General features: G+C 57.6%; 15 protein-coding genes and 2 tRNA genes. 11 read left to right on the forward strand and 6 right to left on the reverse strand.

The window, feature by feature from the left end:
• Positions 1–187 precede the first annotated feature (187 nt).
• From RHM55_RS01765 to otnI, 6 genes are all read left to right on the forward strand, one after another.
• On the forward strand, positions 188–310 hold the full coding sequence (locus RHM55_RS01765) for a hypothetical protein (protein WP_322179237.1): 123 nt from the start codon (positions 188–190) through the stop codon (positions 308–310).
• 26 nt (positions 311–336) lie between these two features.
• Positions 337–1,242: an L-threonate dehydrogenase gene (gene ltnD, locus RHM55_RS01770; protein WP_322179238.1), complete on the forward strand. Its 906-nt coding sequence runs from the start codon at positions 337–339 to the stop codon at positions 1,240–1,242.
• A 10-nt stretch (positions 1,243–1,252) separates the two neighbouring features.
• On the forward strand, positions 1,253–2,545 hold the full coding sequence (gene otnK / locus RHM55_RS01775) for a 3-oxo-tetronate kinase (protein WP_322179239.1): 1,293 nt from the start codon (positions 1,253–1,255) through the stop codon (positions 2,543–2,545).
• Positions 2,542–3,180 (forward strand): aldolase, encoded by a 639-nt coding sequence (locus tag RHM55_RS01780; RefSeq protein WP_322179240.1) that lies wholly within the window; start codon positions 2,542–2,544, stop codon positions 3,178–3,180. Before otnK ends, RHM55_RS01780 begins: the two co-directional genes overlap by 4 nt.
• A gap of 189 nt (positions 3,181–3,369) precedes the next feature.
• Entirely contained in the window at positions 3,370–4,830 is a 1,461-nt protein-coding gene (locus tag RHM55_RS01785; protein WP_322179241.1) for an SLC13 family permease, read from the forward strand.
• Between the two features lie 21 nt (positions 4,831–4,851).
• Entirely contained in the window at positions 4,852–5,634 is a 783-nt protein-coding gene (gene otnI, locus RHM55_RS01790; protein WP_322179242.1) for a 2-oxo-tetronate isomerase, read from the forward strand.
• An 11-nt stretch (positions 5,635–5,645) separates the two neighbouring features.
• On the opposite strand, the gene RHM55_RS01795 is transcribed toward otnI, so the two are convergent.
• Positions 5,646–6,464 (reverse strand): DeoR/GlpR family DNA-binding transcription regulator, encoded by an 819-nt coding sequence (locus tag RHM55_RS01795; RefSeq protein WP_322179243.1) that lies wholly within the window; start codon positions 6,462–6,464, stop codon positions 5,646–5,648.
• Between the two features lie 199 nt (positions 6,465–6,663).
• Between RHM55_RS01795 and RHM55_RS01800 the strand changes: the two genes are divergently transcribed.
• The 5 genes from RHM55_RS01800 (at position 6,664) to RHM55_RS01820 (ending at position 9,413) form a co-directional block, all read left to right on the forward strand.
• Positions 6,664–7,563 carry a polysaccharide deacetylase family protein gene (locus tag RHM55_RS01800; protein ID WP_322179244.1) on the forward strand — a complete coding sequence of 300 codons (900 nt, stop codon included), beginning with the start codon at positions 6,664–6,666 and terminating at the stop codon, positions 7,561–7,563.
• A gap of 289 nt (positions 7,564–7,852) precedes the next feature.
• A tRNA-Cys gene (locus RHM55_RS01805) sits at positions 7,853–7,926 on the forward strand.
• A gap of 138 nt (positions 7,927–8,064) precedes the next feature.
• Positions 8,065–8,151, forward strand: a tRNA-Leu gene (locus RHM55_RS01810).
• Positions 8,152–8,321: 170 nt separating this feature from the next.
• Positions 8,322–8,801 carry a cupin domain-containing protein gene (locus RHM55_RS01815; protein ID WP_322179245.1) on the forward strand — a complete coding sequence of 160 codons (480 nt, stop codon included), beginning with the start codon at positions 8,322–8,324 and terminating at the stop codon, positions 8,799–8,801.
• A 219-nt stretch (positions 8,802–9,020) separates the two neighbouring features.
• Positions 9,021–9,413 (forward strand): helix-turn-helix transcriptional regulator, encoded by a 393-nt coding sequence (locus RHM55_RS01820; RefSeq protein ID WP_322179246.1) that lies wholly within the window; start codon positions 9,021–9,023, stop codon positions 9,411–9,413.
• On the opposite strand, the gene modC is transcribed toward RHM55_RS01820, so the two are convergent.
• From modC to ada, 5 genes are all read right to left on the reverse strand, one after another.
• Positions 9,388–10,476 carry a molybdenum ABC transporter ATP-binding protein gene (gene modC / locus RHM55_RS01825; RefSeq protein WP_322179247.1) on the reverse strand — a complete coding sequence of 363 codons (1,089 nt, stop codon included), beginning with the start codon at positions 10,474–10,476 and terminating at the stop codon, positions 9,388–9,390. The genes RHM55_RS01820 and modC overlap by 26 nt on opposite strands.
• Positions 10,477–10,480: 4 nt before the next feature.
• Positions 10,481–11,161: a molybdate ABC transporter permease subunit gene (gene modB, locus RHM55_RS01830; RefSeq protein WP_322179248.1), complete on the reverse strand. Its 681-nt coding sequence runs from the start codon at positions 11,159–11,161 to the stop codon at positions 10,481–10,483.
• Entirely contained in the window at positions 11,161–11,865 is a 705-nt protein-coding gene (gene modA / locus RHM55_RS01835; RefSeq protein ID WP_407074622.1) for a molybdate ABC transporter substrate-binding protein, read from the reverse strand. The genes modB and modA overlap by 1 nt, the downstream gene beginning before the upstream one ends.
• Before the next feature lie 148 nt (positions 11,866–12,013).
• The gene (locus RHM55_RS01840; RefSeq protein WP_322179250.1) at positions 12,014–13,090 is read right to left on the reverse strand and encodes a nitronate monooxygenase; all 1,077 of its coding nucleotides are present in this window, start codon (positions 13,088–13,090) and stop codon (positions 12,014–12,016) included.
• 280 nt (positions 13,091–13,370) lie between these two features.
• Positions 13,371–14,456 carry a bifunctional DNA-binding transcriptional regulator/O6-methylguanine-DNA methyltransferase Ada gene (ada, locus tag RHM55_RS01845; protein WP_322179251.1) on the reverse strand — a complete coding sequence of 362 codons (1,086 nt, stop codon included), beginning with the start codon at positions 14,454–14,456 and terminating at the stop codon, positions 13,371–13,373.
• Positions 14,457–14,509: the final 53 nt, after the last annotated feature.

Below are 14,509 nucleotides of genomic sequence, written 5' to 3' on the forward strand. Positions count from 1 at the left end.
TTGGCAGGGATGCCTCACTCCAGATGCGTTGAGTGCAGTGCGGAACCAATACTCACGCATCTGCATTTCAGGCCAGAGTGTTAAAAAATGTTATTTTAAAAAATAACTTCACATAATCAGATCATTGATAGATTATCTGACCAGCCTTTACGACAACCTGAAAACAAGACAAAACAGGATTGCCTCGATGTTCGACAAGGACCCTATTCACGCGTTGAGCGACAGCATCGCGGGCAACGCTTACGCCCTCAATGCCCTGAATAATCTCTACAACGTGGCCTGCCGTCTGCGCCTTACTGGCGCGGAATAAGCCGCTGTTTCCCTTTGGAGTACCCCATGAATAACAAAAATGTCGGTGTGGTTGGTTTGGGCGCGATGGGCCTGGGCATTGCTCGTTCGTTGTTGCGTAGCGGTTTCAATGTGCATGCCTGTGATGTGCGCGCTTCAGTGACGGAGCAGTTTGCCAGCGAGGGCGGCGTAGCCTGCTCTTCGCCATCTCACATGGCCGCTGAGTGTGACGTGATCATTACCGTTGTGGTGAACGCTGACCAGACCGAGGCAGTATTGTTTGGAGAAGGAGGGGCCGTGGCCGCGCTGCGTCCTGGCAGTCTGGTGATCGGCTGTGCCACCGTGGCGCCGACCTATGCCGTGGATTTGGGACAGCGCCTGACTGAGAAGGGCCTGCTGTATCTGGATGCACCGATCTCCGGTGGGGCGGCCAAGGCTGCTGCGGGTGAGATGACCATGATGACCTCGGGCCCGGCGGATGCCTATGCCAAGGCCGAAGCGATTCTTCAGGGCATGGCCGGCAAAGTCTATCGCCTGGGTGACGTTCATGGTTTGGGCTCGAAGGTCAAGATCATCAACCAGCTCCTTGCCGGGGTGCATATCGCGGCCTCTGCCGAAGCCATGGCGTTGGGCTTGCGTGAAGGGGTCGATGCCGACGCACTTTACGAAGTGATCACCCACAGCGCTGGCAACTCCTGGATGTTCGAAAACCGCGTGCCGCACATTCTCAAGGCCGACTACACGCCGTTGTCGGCGGTGGATATTTTCGTCAAGGACCTGGGCCTGGTGCTGGATACCGCGCGGGCCAGCAAATTCCCGCTGCCGCTGTCGGCCACTGCTCACCAGATGTTCATGCAGGCTTCCAGTGCGGGCTTTGGTCGTGAGGACGACTCGGCGGTGATCAAGATATTCCCGGGTATCGAGCTGCCGACAGCCAAGCCTGAGCCTGTTTGAGGAATGCACCATGAACACATTCACTGCACGGCCATTGCTGGGCTGTATCGCCGACGACTTCACGGGTGCCACGGACCTTGCCAACATGCTGGTACGCGGCGGTATGCGCACCGTACAAAGCATCGGTATTCCGAGTGCTGACGTCACTACCGGGCTAGACGCCGATGCGATCGTCATTGCCCTGAAATCACGCACCATTCCCGTCTCCGAAGCGGTCGAGCAATCCCTTGCGGCGCTGGCGTGGTTACGTGAGCAAGGCTGCGAGCAGATTTTCTTCAAGTACTGCTCGACGTTCGACTCCACCGCAGCCGGCAATATCGGCCAAGTCAGCGAAGCGCTGCTGGCCGCGCTGGACAGCGACTTTACCCTGGCCTGTCCGGCGTTCCCGGAAAATGGTCGGACCGTTTTTCGCGGTCATTTGTTTGTACAGGATCAGTTGCTCAGCGAGTCCGGCATGCAGCATCACCCGTTGACGCCGATGACCGATGCCAATCTGGTTCGGGTTCTGCAATCGCAGACCGGCCTGAATGTCGGCCTGTTGCGCTACGACACTGTCTCTCAAGGGGTCGACCAGGTGCGTGCGCGCATCGCCGAATTGCGGGCCCAAGGTATCGGCATGGCAATCGCCGATGCCTTGTCGGATAAGGATTTGTACACCCTGGGTGCCGCCTGCGCCGATCTGCCGTTGTTGACTGGCGGTTCGGGATTGGCGTTGGGCTTGCCCGAGAACTTCCGCCGCGCCGGCAAACTGCGTGACTTTGACGCCTCGAAGCTGCCGGCGGTGTTGGGCGGTGAAGTGGTATTGGCCGGTAGCGCCTCCGTGGCCACCAATGGTCAAGTGGCAGCCTGGCTCGAAGCCGGTCGGCCAGCCCTGCGGATTGACCCATTGGCTTTGGCAGCTGGCGAACCCGTAGTGTCCCAGGCATTGGCCTTCGCCCGGAACAACGAGCAGACGGTATTGATCTACGCCACCAGTTCGCCGGAAGAGGTCAAAGTGGTGCAGCACCAACTGGGTGTCGAGCAGTCTGGCAGTCTGGTTGAGAACAGTTTCGGTGAAATTGCGCAGGGTTTGCGCCAGAGTGGCGTGCGCCGCTTTGTGATCGCAGGGGGAGAAACCTCGGGTGCCGTGGTTCAGGCGCTGGGTGTGCAGTTGCTGCAGATAGGCGCGCAGATTGATCCGGGTGTGCCGGCGACTGTCAGCAACACGGATGAACCACTGGCCCTGGCACTCAAATCGGGCAACTTCGGCAGCCGGGATTTCTTCAGCAAAGCCTTGACGCAACTGGCGGGAGGCGCGCAATGAGCAAGGAAAACGCATTGCGCGAAGAAATCTGCGAGGTTGGCCGTAGCCTTTATCAGCGCGGTTACACCGTCGGCAGCGCAGGCAATATCAGCGCCCGCCTGGAGGATGGCTGGTTGATAACGCCGACGGATGCCTGTCTTGGGCGCCTCGATCCAGCGACCATCGCCAAGGTCAATCTGGCTGGCGAATGGGTGTCCGGAGACAAACCTTCAAAGACTCTCGCGCTGCATCGCCAGGTCTACGACCGCAACCCGGGCGTCGGTGGCGTGGTGCATACCCACTCCACCCATTTGGTGGCGTTGACGCTGGCGGGTGTCTGGCATCCAGACGACATTTTGCCGCCCTTGACGCCATATCAGGTCATGAAAGTCGGGCACATCCCCTTGATTGGCTACCAGCGACCGGGCTCGCCGAAAGTCGCAGAGCAGGTCGCGCAGTTGGCCAATAGCGTTCGTGGCGTAATGCTCGAAAGGCTGGGTCCTGTGCTCTGGGAGAGTTCGGTATCCCGCGCAAGCTATGCCCTGGAAGAGCTTGAGGAAACTGCCCGGCTCTGGTTGATGAGCAATCCCAAGCCTGATCCGCTGGACCGGGCTGCGCTGGATGAGCTGCGAGAGATTTTTGGTGTGCACTGGTAGAACGCAGATTTAACACGGTAGATCGATAAAGCAGGCCCTGTCCCGGGGACTCGCAACGAGCCTCGAGGGCTCCGGCTGGCCTGACAAAACAATAACAATAGGAAATCCAAGCATGACTAACCTTCACTGCGGCATTTTCAGATTCAGTGGCAGAACCGTTTCGTTCACCCGGCGTGGGGGGCTTCTGAAATGAGCCCGCTATTCCTGATGATGACCGCCGGACTAGGGATAGCGCTGTTGTTATTCCTTGTGCTCAAGTACAAGTTCCAACCCTTCGTGGCGTTGATGCTGGTGAGCATTCTGGTGGCGTTGGTGGCCGGAGTGAAGCCGGCCGATCTGGTCGCTACCATCGAAGGCGGTATGGGCAAGACCCTGGGCCATATCGCGATCATCATTGCCTTGGGCGCGATGATTGGGCGGATCATTGAGCTTTCCGGCGGTGCCGAGGCGTTGGCCAAGACCCTGATCACGCGCTTCGGTAATCGACGTACGCCCCTGGCGCTGACGGTTGCCGGGTTTATGGTCGGGGTGCCGGTGTTCTTTGAAGTCGGCGTAATCATCTTGATGCCACTGGCCTATGGCGTTGCCCGCACTGCGCGTAAACCGCTGCTGGTGTTTGCGCTGCCGATGTGTGCGGCCTTGCTGACCGTCCATGCCTTCCTGCCGCCACATCCAGGCGCAGTTGCCGCTGCCAGCCAGTTGGGCGCCGATTTGGGTCGGGTGCTGATGTTCGGCCTGCCAATGACTGCGCTGCTGTGCTACATCGGTTATCGCGTAGCGGGGCGCATGACCCGTCGGGTGTACCCAATGACCGATGATATTCGTGCCGAAGTGTATGGTCCGCATGTCACCAACGAGGATCTGGCTGCTTGGTCCAATGGCAACGGCAAGAGCATTGAACGCGCCGCTGTGGCCGCGTCCCACATGGGCCTTGAAGAATCCACCAACAGCATTGTTTCCAAACTGCCACCAGCTCCACCACCAGGTTTCGGTTTGATTGTCAGTCTGATCTTGCTGCCGATTATTTTGATTTTGCTGGGTACGCTATCGACTTCGTTGCTCCCGCCCGAGTCGACCCTGCGCGGGATCATGACTGTGCTTGGCGCGCCGCTGGTGGCGCTGCTGCTGGACACTTTGTTGTGTGCCTGGCTGCTGGGATCGCGTCGTGGCTGGAGCCGCACTCAGGTGTCCGACGTGATCGGCTCGGCGTTGCCCGGTGTAGCGATGGTGATCTTGATTGCCGGTGCTGGCGGTGTATTCGGCAAGGTGCTGGTGGATACCGGCATCGGCGCAGTGGTCTCCGATATGTTACGCACCACCGGTCTGCCGGTGCTCGCTCTGGGCTTTCTACTGACCATGCTGTTGCGCGCGGTCCAGGGGTCGACCACGGTGGCCCTGGTGACCACTGCTGGTATCATCAGCCCACTGATTGCGACCCTCAATCTGACCCCGAACCACATGGCTCTGCTGTGCCTGGCCATGGGCGGTGGCGGGTTGGCAATGTCCCATATCAATGATGCCGGCTACTGGATTTTCACCAAACTGGCTGGGTTGAGTGTGGCCGACGGCCTGCGTACCTGGACCGTATTGACCACATTGCTCGGTACGCTGGGTTTCTGCATTACCTTGCTGATCTGGCCTTTTGTCTAACCCTCTATCCAAGGAGCTACCATGCCTCGTTTTGCTGCCAACCTCAGTATGCTCTACCCGGAACATGAGTTTCTGGATCGCTTCGCCGCTGCAGCCGCCGATGGTTTCGAAGCGGTGGAGTATCTGTTTCCCTACGATTACAGCGCTCAGGAACTCAAGCAGCGCTTGAGCGACAACGGCCTGGTGCAGGCGCTGTTTAATGCGCCGCCCGGCGATTGGGGGGCCGGCGAGCGGGGCACGGTGTCGTTGCCGGGCCGTGAAAGCGAATTTCGCAGTGGTTTTGATCGGGCGCTGGAATACGCCGCGGTGCTGGGTAACTCACAAATTCATGTCATGGCTGGCCTGCTGCCCTCCGAGAATGACCGGGCTCGGCATCACGCCATTTACCTGGAAAACCTGGCCTACGCGACCGCCCAGGCGGTCAAAGTCGGGGTCACGGTGTTGCTGGAGCCCATTAACACCCGAGACATGCCACGCTTTTTCCTTAACCGACAGGATCAGGCGCAAGCCATCTGCAAGGAAGTGGGCGCCAGTAACCTGAAGGTTCAGTTCGACTGTTACCACTGCCAGATTGTCGAAGGCGATTTGGCCAGCAAATTGCGACGGGATTTTAACGGTATTGGCCATATCCAGATCGCGGGCGTGCCGGACCGGCACGAGCCGGATCTGGGAGAGGTTAACTATCCCTATCTGTTCGAGTTGATCGATAAGTTGGGCTATGACGGTTGGGTAGGGTGCGAATACAGGCCGCGCGGCAACACGTCAGTCGGTTTGCAGTGGCTGCGGGACTGGAACGCTCGCTAACGCGCAAAGCCTTACACGCTGTCATCAGAAGGCAGCAGCAGTTCAACCCCCTGTTTGCGGATGCTGTCGGCTGCGGCAGGGGTCAGCGCGTCGTCACTGATGACAATGTCGAACTGCTCGATCCCGGCAATTTTGTACATGCTGAACGTGCCGTACTTCGAGCTGCTGGCCACCAGCACCACTTGCGAGGCCGATTGCATCGCGACTTGCTTGACCTCGACCTTCAGCGCCGAAGGCGTTGTGAGGCCGCGACGAAGATCCCACGAACTGGTCGATATGAAGGCGATATCGGTGACGATCTGGCGCAACGTGGCCACCGCCAAACCGCCTACGCATGAATGGTTGGAATGATCCAGCTGTCCGCCGGTATGAATGACGGTGACATGGAGCGCATCCATCAACGCCAGGACAATCCCGAAGTCGTTGGTCACCACGGTCATGCCGGACAGCGCCTTGATAAAAGGTACGATTTCCAGAGTGCTGGTTCCGGCATCCAAGTAAATCGTCATGTCGGGGTGCAGTAACCGTGCGGCCAGTTTTGCCATCGCCTGCTTCTGCGGCAATTCGACGACCGCTTTGAGTTGATGGCTAGGCTCGCTGTGCAACTGGCTGGCGATCCGCACGCCACCCGTGACCGAGTAAGCACGTCCTTCCTGTTCGAGCAGCGCGATATCGCGGCGTATGGTCATGTGCGAACAGTCGAACATTTCCATCAATTGATGAACACTCAGCACCTGATGCTTGCGTAACTGCCGTAGCATGAGCTCACGGCGCTGCTCAGGGATCATCGGTGCGCCGCTTTCGGCGGCGATGTCCTTTTGACTAGACATTCGAGCTCCAGAATGAAGAAAACCGCAGAAAAGAAGCGCGGAGCAAATATAGTAGCGAATCTACAGGCAAGGAACGACACGTTTGACTTTCCGAGCGAATGCGCCGGGATGCCAGTCATTTAATGGGCTTTGAATAACTTACCGCCATCTGTCTTCGCCCGACAGTCTTCACTGGCGTGGGACGCTCTAAGGTAGAAGCATGAAGCACATCGTCACCGTTTTATCAGCGCTTGCTATCGCTGTCGGCCTCCTTGGTTGTATCAGCGCCCCGATCGCAATGACGCCACAGACTGAGCAGCGTTTGCACGCACAAGCCCCTGTCCGTTTTTTGCTGACCTTTGATGACGGGCCAAGTGCGTCCAGTTTTTTTAATCCGACGCTCTCCGTTCTCGACGATCTTGCCCACAATCCAGTGCAGCCGGGCATCAAGGCAGTATTTTTTGTGCAGACCCGTGCGGCACGGGCGGGCGGCAGTGAATTGGGCCGAAAAATCATGCACCGTGAATATGACGAAGGTCACGTGCTGGGCTTCCATACCGCTACGCCGGGGCATACCAATCATCGTTCTCTCAGCCCGGAAGAGCTGGAACAGTCGCTAACGGAAGGCAGTGCAGACATCGCTGCGATCACCGGTGCACCACCCGTGTTGGTGCGCCCGCCATTCTGGAACTACGATAAGCGCACCTTCGCCGCTTACCAGCAGCATGGCATGCATGTGTTGCTGACCGATCTGAGCGCGAATGACGGCAAGATATGGGGCTACAATTTCAGCCTGCGCAGACGGTCCAGCATGCTGAGGCAGTTGTCCGAAGTACGCGAGCGGATTGCAGCAGGTGAGTTGCCAGCGGTCGATGGCGCTATTCCGGTGGTAGTGACGTTTCACGACCTCAATCGCTACACCGCTCGGCACGCGCAGGAATACCTGCAGATACTGATCGACAGTGCGCGCGAGACGGGTCTGACAACCGCAGCCAAGCCTTTTTACGATGATCGATCAGCGTTGCAGCATGCCGTCATGGCGCGCACCGTCAGGGACAGTTCTGAGCCTGTTCAGTTGCCTGGGTTCTGGAGCTGGTTCTGGGACAGTAATTCGCATTAGTTTCAGGGGTTTATGACGGTTGAAAAACCTCGCACATGTGATCGGCGCCTAGCGCGCGAAATGGCTGCTTTATCAACTGATTGTCGAGAGCCCGAGAGAGCAGGGTATGGAATTATTTTCTGCCAGCGATTGACATGCTATTCGAACAAGTCCAGAATTGCGTCCATTCCTGATGTGGGAATGTAAAAAAACCTATAGATTTCAAAGGGTTGGAAGCTAGATTAGATTCAAGTTTTCAGCTCATGTGTGTATGCGTTCAATGTCAGCTGTATCGACGTTGTACGTTTGGGGCCGAGTAGCAAAATGGTTATGCTGCGGATTGCAAATCCGCCTACGCCGGTTCGATTCCGACCTCGGCCTCCATCATAAACAAGCTCCGTAGATCCATGATTTACGGAGCTTTTTTATTGGTTTCGCGCGCAATATTTTGTCGCATTGACGGGACCAGTAAACTTGCTTCACTGGGTAGGGATGTATATATTCCCTGCACATCGCGCTACCGCCCGAATGGCGAAATTGGTAGACGCAAGGGACTTAAAATCCCTCGTTCGTAAGGACGTGCCGGTTCGACCCCGGCTTCGGGCACCATTTAAAATCAAGGGCTTACACGCGATATCGCATGTAGGCCCTTGTTTGTTTCTGGTCCGCAATTCACCTAGATATCCGATCACGCTTCAAGTGAGGAGCTTCTTGAGCCATATTGAGCCGCTGGATTTATTGGCTCAGGCAATCAGAACGTGAAACCGGGGGAGAGGTTGATGTCATCCATAAAAAGTCCAACTGCCATTATGGCGGCTGACGCTTCGAAACGGGCCAAGCCGAGCAGCTACCCTGAACCGTTCGCCTCGCTTATGTCGGGCAGGATCAAACATCCGCTGGGCGATATTTTCGGCATCAAGAACTTTGGTGTAAACCTGACTCGACTGTCACCGGGCGCGGTATCCGCGCTGCATCATTGCCATTCCCGGCAGGACGAGTTCATCTACGTCCTTGAGGGCGAACCCACGCTATTCACCCATGAGGGTGAAACCAGGCTGCGACCCGGTATGGTGGCCGGGTTTGCGGCAGGCGTGACGCCGCACCATCTTGAGAATCGCACTGAGTCCGACTGTGTGATTCTGGAGGTGGGGGATCGCGCATCAGGCGACACAGTGAGTTATCCCGATGATGATCTTGAGGTGGCGCTGCAAGCGGACGGCCAGTGGCTGTTTAATCATAAGGATGGCAGCCCCTACTAAATCATCGCCCTGCCAATGTTTTCGCCAAAAATGGCGCTGTCTTGCTCGGTTTAACATGGGCAACGGTCTCTGGTGTGTCATGAGCCACCAGCATGCCGACTTGGTCGCCCCCGGGCCAGCGTGCTGACCAGTCGTCGTTTCTGGTTAATCTCAAGCATTCTAATCTCCGATTTTTTTTGAGAAACTTTATGGGTCAATAACACAATGGTGGCCAGGCCAATGAATGAGATAGGCTTCAGGATCAGGCAAGAACGCAAACGGTTAGGGTATTCGCAACGGGAAATGGGGCTTCTGGGCGGCGTTGCTGTAAACGCGCAAGGCAAGTATGAAAGCGGCGAGCGTGTGCCTAAGGCCGATTATCTGGTCGCCTTGGCGAACGTGGGTGTCGATGTCTTGTATGTTCTGACTAACAAGCGCAACACAGGTGTCATTGTCGATAACACCTTGAACACAGTAGCGTACGCCGCGCCGCCTGACGCATTGTTCGTCGAGGTTCAGCACGCGGTTCGTCATTTCCTATTAAAAATTGAAGAGTTGTCGACCACCTACCAGGTCAACGGCAACGCCACTCAACCCTACTTGTGCGCTACGCCAACACCGCTACCGACTTGATCTGTGCCCATAGATGTTGGCCCGGGTACAGGCGCATTTGATCGCGGGAGTAACGGGTAATCCGCGCGAGCAATGGTGTGCCGGCCGCGTCGAGCCGAACCAGCACGTGCGCCCTGTTGTCGGCAGCAATTTCGCTGATCACGGTCACAGGCAATCGGTTGAGAATGCTGCTTTGCTCATCGGGTTGCAGGTTCAGGCTCACGTCCCTGGCTTGCACCTTAAAACGCAGGGTCTTGCCGACCGACAGGGGTGAATGCGCGACACGAACTATCAGGTCGCTGCCAGGCAGGTGCAACGTCAGCAACTGATAGTTGGGGTCATAAGCGCTGACGATGCCTTCGACCACTACGCCGGCATCGTCGCCTGTCGCCATCGGCAGGTCGAGGCGCGCCAAGGTTTCACCGATGGGACCGCTGGCCAAGGCTTTGCCCTCGCTTAACACGACTATGTGATCGGACAGCCGTGCAACTTCGTCCTGAGAGTGGCTGACATAGAGCATGGGGATTTCCAGCTCATCGTGAAGGCGCTCCAGGTACGGCAGGATTTCGCTCTTGCGTTGGGTGTCCAGCGCCGCCAGAGGTTCGTCGAGTAATAACAAGCGTGGGCTGGTCAGCAGGGCGCGAGCGATACCGACACGTTGTCGCTCGCCGCCGGACAGGTTGTCGGTGTGGCGCTCGAGCAGATGATCGATACCCAGCAATGTGCTGGCTTGATCCAGTTGTACCTTGCGCTGACTGCTCGCAACACGCCGCAGTCCGAATTCCAGGTTGCCCCTCACCGACAGATGCGGGAAGAGACTGGCCTCCTGAAACACATACCCCAGCGCACGTTTATGTGGCGGGAGGAAAATGCCTCGGGCGTTGTCCTGCCAGACTTCACCATTAATCTGAATGAAGCCCTGTCGCGCTTTCTCCAGCCCGGCGATACAGCGCAAGCAGGTGGTTTTTCCTGAGCCGGAGTGGCCATACAGCGCCGTCACACCATGGCCCGGCAATGCGAGGTCGACATCCAGATCAAAACCGGGATAGGCCACTTGCAGGCGCACCTGTATCTGCGAGGTCATCGGCTCAACTCCAGCTTGCTTTGGTTTTGCCGCTTGAGTACAGCGCCAGTAGAACCAGGAAAGAAAATACCAACATCACCCCGGCCAGCCAATGCGCTTGCAGGTATTCCATTGACTCGACGTGGTCGTAGATCTGCACGGAAACCACGCGGGTTTTTTCCGGGATATTGCCACCGATCATCAGTACCACGCCAAACTCGCCCACGGTATGGGCAAAACCGAGAATGGCGCCCGTTATAAAGCCGGGGCGGGCCAGTGGCAACATCACACTGAAGAAGGTGTCCCATGGGCCGGCGCGCAGGGTGGCTGCGACCTCCAGCGGTCGCTTGCCAATGGCGGCGAAGGCATTTTGCAGTGGCTGTACGACAAAGGGCATCGAGTAGATGACGGAGCCGATCACCAGACCGGGGAAGCTGAAGGTCAGCGTTCCAAGGCCGATACTCTGGGTGAAGTGACCGACCATGCCGTTAGGCCCCATCGCCAGCAGCAGGTAAAAGCCAATGACCGTTGGCGGCAGCACCAGCGGCAGAGCGACCACTGCAGCCACCGGGCCCTTGAGCCACGAACGGGTGTGCGCCAGCCATAAAGCGATGGGCGTACCGATAAGGAGCAGGATGACCGTGGTCAATGACGCCAGTTTCAGCGTCAGCCAGATGGCCGCGATATCGTCGCTGTTCAGTGGCATTAAAACTGATAACCGAACGACTTGATCACTACGGCCGCTTTTGGCCCTTTCAGGTATTCAAACAGCGCCTTGGCTGCAGCGTTGTCCTTGCCTTTGTTAAGGATGACGGCGTCTTGTTTGATTGGGTCATGCAGATTGGCCGGTACGATCCACGCCGAACCACGGGTGATCTGACCGTCCTTGTAGATCTGCGACAAAGCAACGAAACCCAGTTCAGCATTGCCGGTAGAGACAAACTGATACGCCTGAGTAATGTTCTGGCCAGTTACGATTTTGTCTTTGGTTGCGTCGGTGAGGTTGAGCTTGCTGAGCACTTGGGTCGCGGCAAGGCCGTAAGGTGCTGTTTTAGCATCGGCAATGGATAAATGCTGATACTGGTTGGCCTTGAGAACGGCGCCTTTATCGTCGACATAGTCTTCTTTGGCAGACCATAAGGCCAAGGTGCCGACAGCGTAGGTGAAGCGAGAGCCTGGGACAGTATCGCCTTCTTTTTCCAGCTTGGCCGGGGTGGCATCATCGGCAGAGAGGAGCACTTCGAACGGCGCGCCATTTTTTATCTGGCTATAGAACTGGCCTGTCGCACCGTAGGCAGCAATCAGTTTATGCCCCGTGTCTTTCTCGAAATCCTTGGCGATGGCCTGGATCGGTGCGGTGAAGTTGGCAGCAACGGCCACGTGTACTTCGTCGGCGAACGCTGCGCTCATGGTCAGCAGGGTACTGACAGCCGTTAGGGATTTGAGGATGACGCCAAGGTGTCCAGTGCGCATAAAGGCTTCCATAGTCTTTGTGGGTGGGGCGGGTGACTGCCTGACACCTTCCGCTATATAGCAGAGTATATAGCGGCTGATCATCTTAGCGCCTGGTCAATTGTTCCAGCGCTTGAGTGGCCAGTAGACGGGTCAATACGTCTGCCGACAATTCATGTTTCAGCCCGACCGCCTGACCGGCCCAGAGATTCATGAAGTCGCCACTGCCTTGCGGTTCGGATTTGGCGCGCAGGGGCATCAGCGCGCCGCCGGCCAGGGGGAAAGCGGGTGCGACATCACTGATCGGGCCCAGTTCGCGCATGATCCGGTTGACGATGCCCCGTGCTGGCCTGCCGGTGAAAATGTTGGTCAGTGCCGTCTGGCTTCCTTTGGCGCTACGCAGGGCCTGGTAGTGCGGTTTCGTCACCTTGGCTTCCGGGCAGAAGAGATAGGCGGTGCCCAGTTGGACAGCCGATGCCCCCAGCGCGAATGCCGCGACAATGCCGCGCGCATCGCCAATACCTCCTGCAGCAATCACCGGCACGCCGACGGCGTCTACTACCTGCGGCACCAACGCCAGGGTGCCGACCTGGGTGTCGAGGTCCTTACTGAGAAACATCCCTCGATGACCTCCGGCTTCGTAGCCCATGGCGATGATAGCGTCACAGCCGTTTTGCTCCAGCCAGACAGCCTCCTCGACGGTGGTGGCAGAAGAAATGATCTTGGCTCCGGTCGCCTTGACCCGATCCAGCAACGCTTGCTCTGGCAGACCGAAATGAAAACTGATGATCTCGGGTTTCAACGCTTCAATCAGCGCGCAACTGGCGTCATCGAAGGGCGCACGTGCGGACACTGGTGTGGGCGCTTCGAAGTCAGCGCCCAGCTCGGTGTAATAGTCTTTGAGCGTGTTTTTCCAGCGAGCCTCTCGGGTTGGGTCGACAGCGGGTGGTTGGTGGCAAAAGAAATTGAGGTTCAATGGACCGTTGGTATTTTGGCGGATCAATGCCACTTCTTCGCGTATCTGATCCAGAGTCAGCGCGGCGCAGGGCAGGGATGCCAGCCCCCCGGCGTTGGCGACGGCAATCGCCATGGCTGAGCCACTTGCCCCGGCCATAGGCGCTTGAAGGATGGGGAGTGTCACCCCGAAGAGATCAAGAATACGGCTATCAGGCCAAGTGCTCATGGTGGTTTCCTCCGAAATAGAACGACAGGCAGGCCGCTATTGAACGGGCAGGGGGCACCCTTTGCAACTGAGGTGTTTGGAATGAGCTACTTTTGGCCGTGAGGTGCTGCACCCGGGCCCGACAGATCGGTGGCGAACCGCGCCTTGGCGATCCTCCACACCAGGATCAAACGACCTCGCCAGCTGGAAGGGAAACCGGCCTGTATGTGCTTGAGTCGCTCGCCTTCGGACTGTCCGCGTAGCTCGTTGGAGATCAGCCAAAAGGAAGGCTCTAATTGCTTTATGGCTTTGCCTCGCGTTCCAGCAGTTGTCGTTTACGTTCCACTCCCCAGCGATAACCTGAAAGATTGCCGTCGCTGCGCACCACCCTATGACAGGGGATAGCGACGGCCAGCCAGTTAGCCCCGCAGGCCTGTGCAACGGCGCGAAAAGAGGTGGGTGCGCCAATCCGTTGAGCAATCTCGGCGTAACTGGCTGTGCTACCCACCGGGATTTCCCTGAGTGCCTTCCACACCCGTTCTTGAAACGCCGTACCGCGCAGGTCCAGTGGCAAATCAAGGCCGATGGCAGGCATTTCAATAAATCCAACGACCTTTGCAATCAGTTGCTCGAAATCGGCATCGCCACCCATCAGGTTGGCGTTGCTAAATTTGTCCTGCAGATTACGCACCAAGGTGTTCGGGTCATCACCCAGCAGAATGGCGCATACCCCGCGTTCGCTTTGCGCTACCAGAATCGAGCCCAGCGAGCATTCCCCAACCGCGAAGCGAATGTCGTTATTCACGCCGCCTGCGCGATAGTCGCTGGGTTTCATGCCAAGCATCGTGTCCGAGGCCTCGTAAAAGCGGCTGTTTGAATTGAAACCTGCCTCGTAAAGAGCGTTGGTGATCGATCCCGGGCGGCTCAAGTGCTCGCGCATTTTTCGTGCGCGATGGGCCCGTGCATACCCGTTGGGCGTCAGGCCGGTGATGGCCTTGAAGACCCGATGGAAGTGATAGGGACTCAAACCGACGTTGTCTGCCAGTTGATTCAGGCTGGGCAGGCGATCGGCCTGTTCGATTTGTCGGCAGGCCTCTGCTACCAGGATTACATGCTGCGCGAAGACGCTGGTCTGATCCGCTGCGGCCCGTTTGCTCGGGCGATAACCTGCGGCTTCTGCGTCTGTGGCATTGGCGAAAAACTCGACGTTCTCTGGCCGTGGCAGGCGCGACGAACTGCTTGCCCGACAGTACACGCCGGTGGTTTTCACCGCGTAAACGAATTGGTTGTCCGCCGTCGCATCCCTTGCCAACACCGCAGCCCAGCGGGGATCGTTTTCCGTGATCTGCTTATCCTGCTGTGATGTGCGTGGATTGACCGTACTCATGCGTGTGTACTCATCGTGAAGGCGATTACTGACAAGGTTATCGCGCAGGCAGG

It is taken from the genome of Pseudomonas sp. MH9.2 (assembly GCF_034353875.1).
Classification (GTDB): Bacteria; Pseudomonadota; Gammaproteobacteria; order Pseudomonadales; family Pseudomonadaceae; genus Aquipseudomonas.

Bases quoted from the DNA above. Each gene is read 5' to 3' on its own strand.
- otnI (WP_322179242.1), top strand. From the start codon at position 4,852: ATGCCTCGTTTTGCTGCCAACCTCAGTATGCTCTACCCGGAACATGAG.
- RHM55_RS01840 (WP_322179250.1), bottom strand. From the start codon at position 13,090: ATGAGCACTTGGCCTGATAGCCGTATTCTTGATCTCTTCGGGGTGACA.
- RHM55_RS01815 (WP_322179245.1), top strand. From the start codon at position 8,322: ATGTCATCCATAAAAAGTCCAACTGCCATTATGGCGGCTGACGCTTCG.
- RHM55_RS01795 (WP_322179243.1), bottom strand. From the start codon at position 6,464: ATGTCTAGTCAAAAGGACATCGCCGCCGAAAGCGGCGCACCGATGATC.
- RHM55_RS01780 (WP_322179240.1), top strand. From the start codon at position 2,542: ATGAGCAAGGAAAACGCATTGCGCGAAGAAATCTGCGAGGTTGGCCGT.
- RHM55_RS01800 (WP_322179244.1), top strand. From the start codon at position 6,664: ATGAAGCACATCGTCACCGTTTTATCAGCGCTTGCTATCGCTGTCGGC.
- RHM55_RS01820 (WP_322179246.1), top strand. From the start codon at position 9,021: ATGAATGAGATAGGCTTCAGGATCAGGCAAGAACGCAAACGGTTAGGG.
- modB (WP_322179248.1), bottom strand. From the start codon at position 11,161: ATGCCACTGAACAGCGACGATATCGCGGCCATCTGGCTGACGCTGAAA.
- modA (WP_407074622.1), bottom strand. From the start codon at position 11,865: ATGAGCGCAGCGTTCGCCGACGAAGTACACGTGGCCGTTGCTGCCAAC.
- ltnD (WP_322179238.1), top strand. From the start codon at position 337: ATGAATAACAAAAATGTCGGTGTGGTTGGTTTGGGCGCGATGGGCCTG.
- otnK (WP_322179239.1), top strand. From the start codon at position 1,253: ATGAACACATTCACTGCACGGCCATTGCTGGGCTGTATCGCCGACGAC.
- RHM55_RS01765 (WP_322179237.1), top strand. From the start codon at position 188: ATGTTCGACAAGGACCCTATTCACGCGTTGAGCGACAGCATCGCGGGC.
- ada (WP_322179251.1), bottom strand. From the start codon at position 14,456: ATGAGTACGGTCAATCCACGCACATCACAGCAGGATAAGCAGATCACG.
- modC (WP_322179247.1), bottom strand. From the start codon at position 10,476: ATGACCTCGCAGATACAGGTGCGCCTGCAAGTGGCCTATCCCGGTTTT.
- RHM55_RS01785 (WP_322179241.1), top strand. From the start codon at position 3,370: ATGAGCCCGCTATTCCTGATGATGACCGCCGGACTAGGGATAGCGCTG.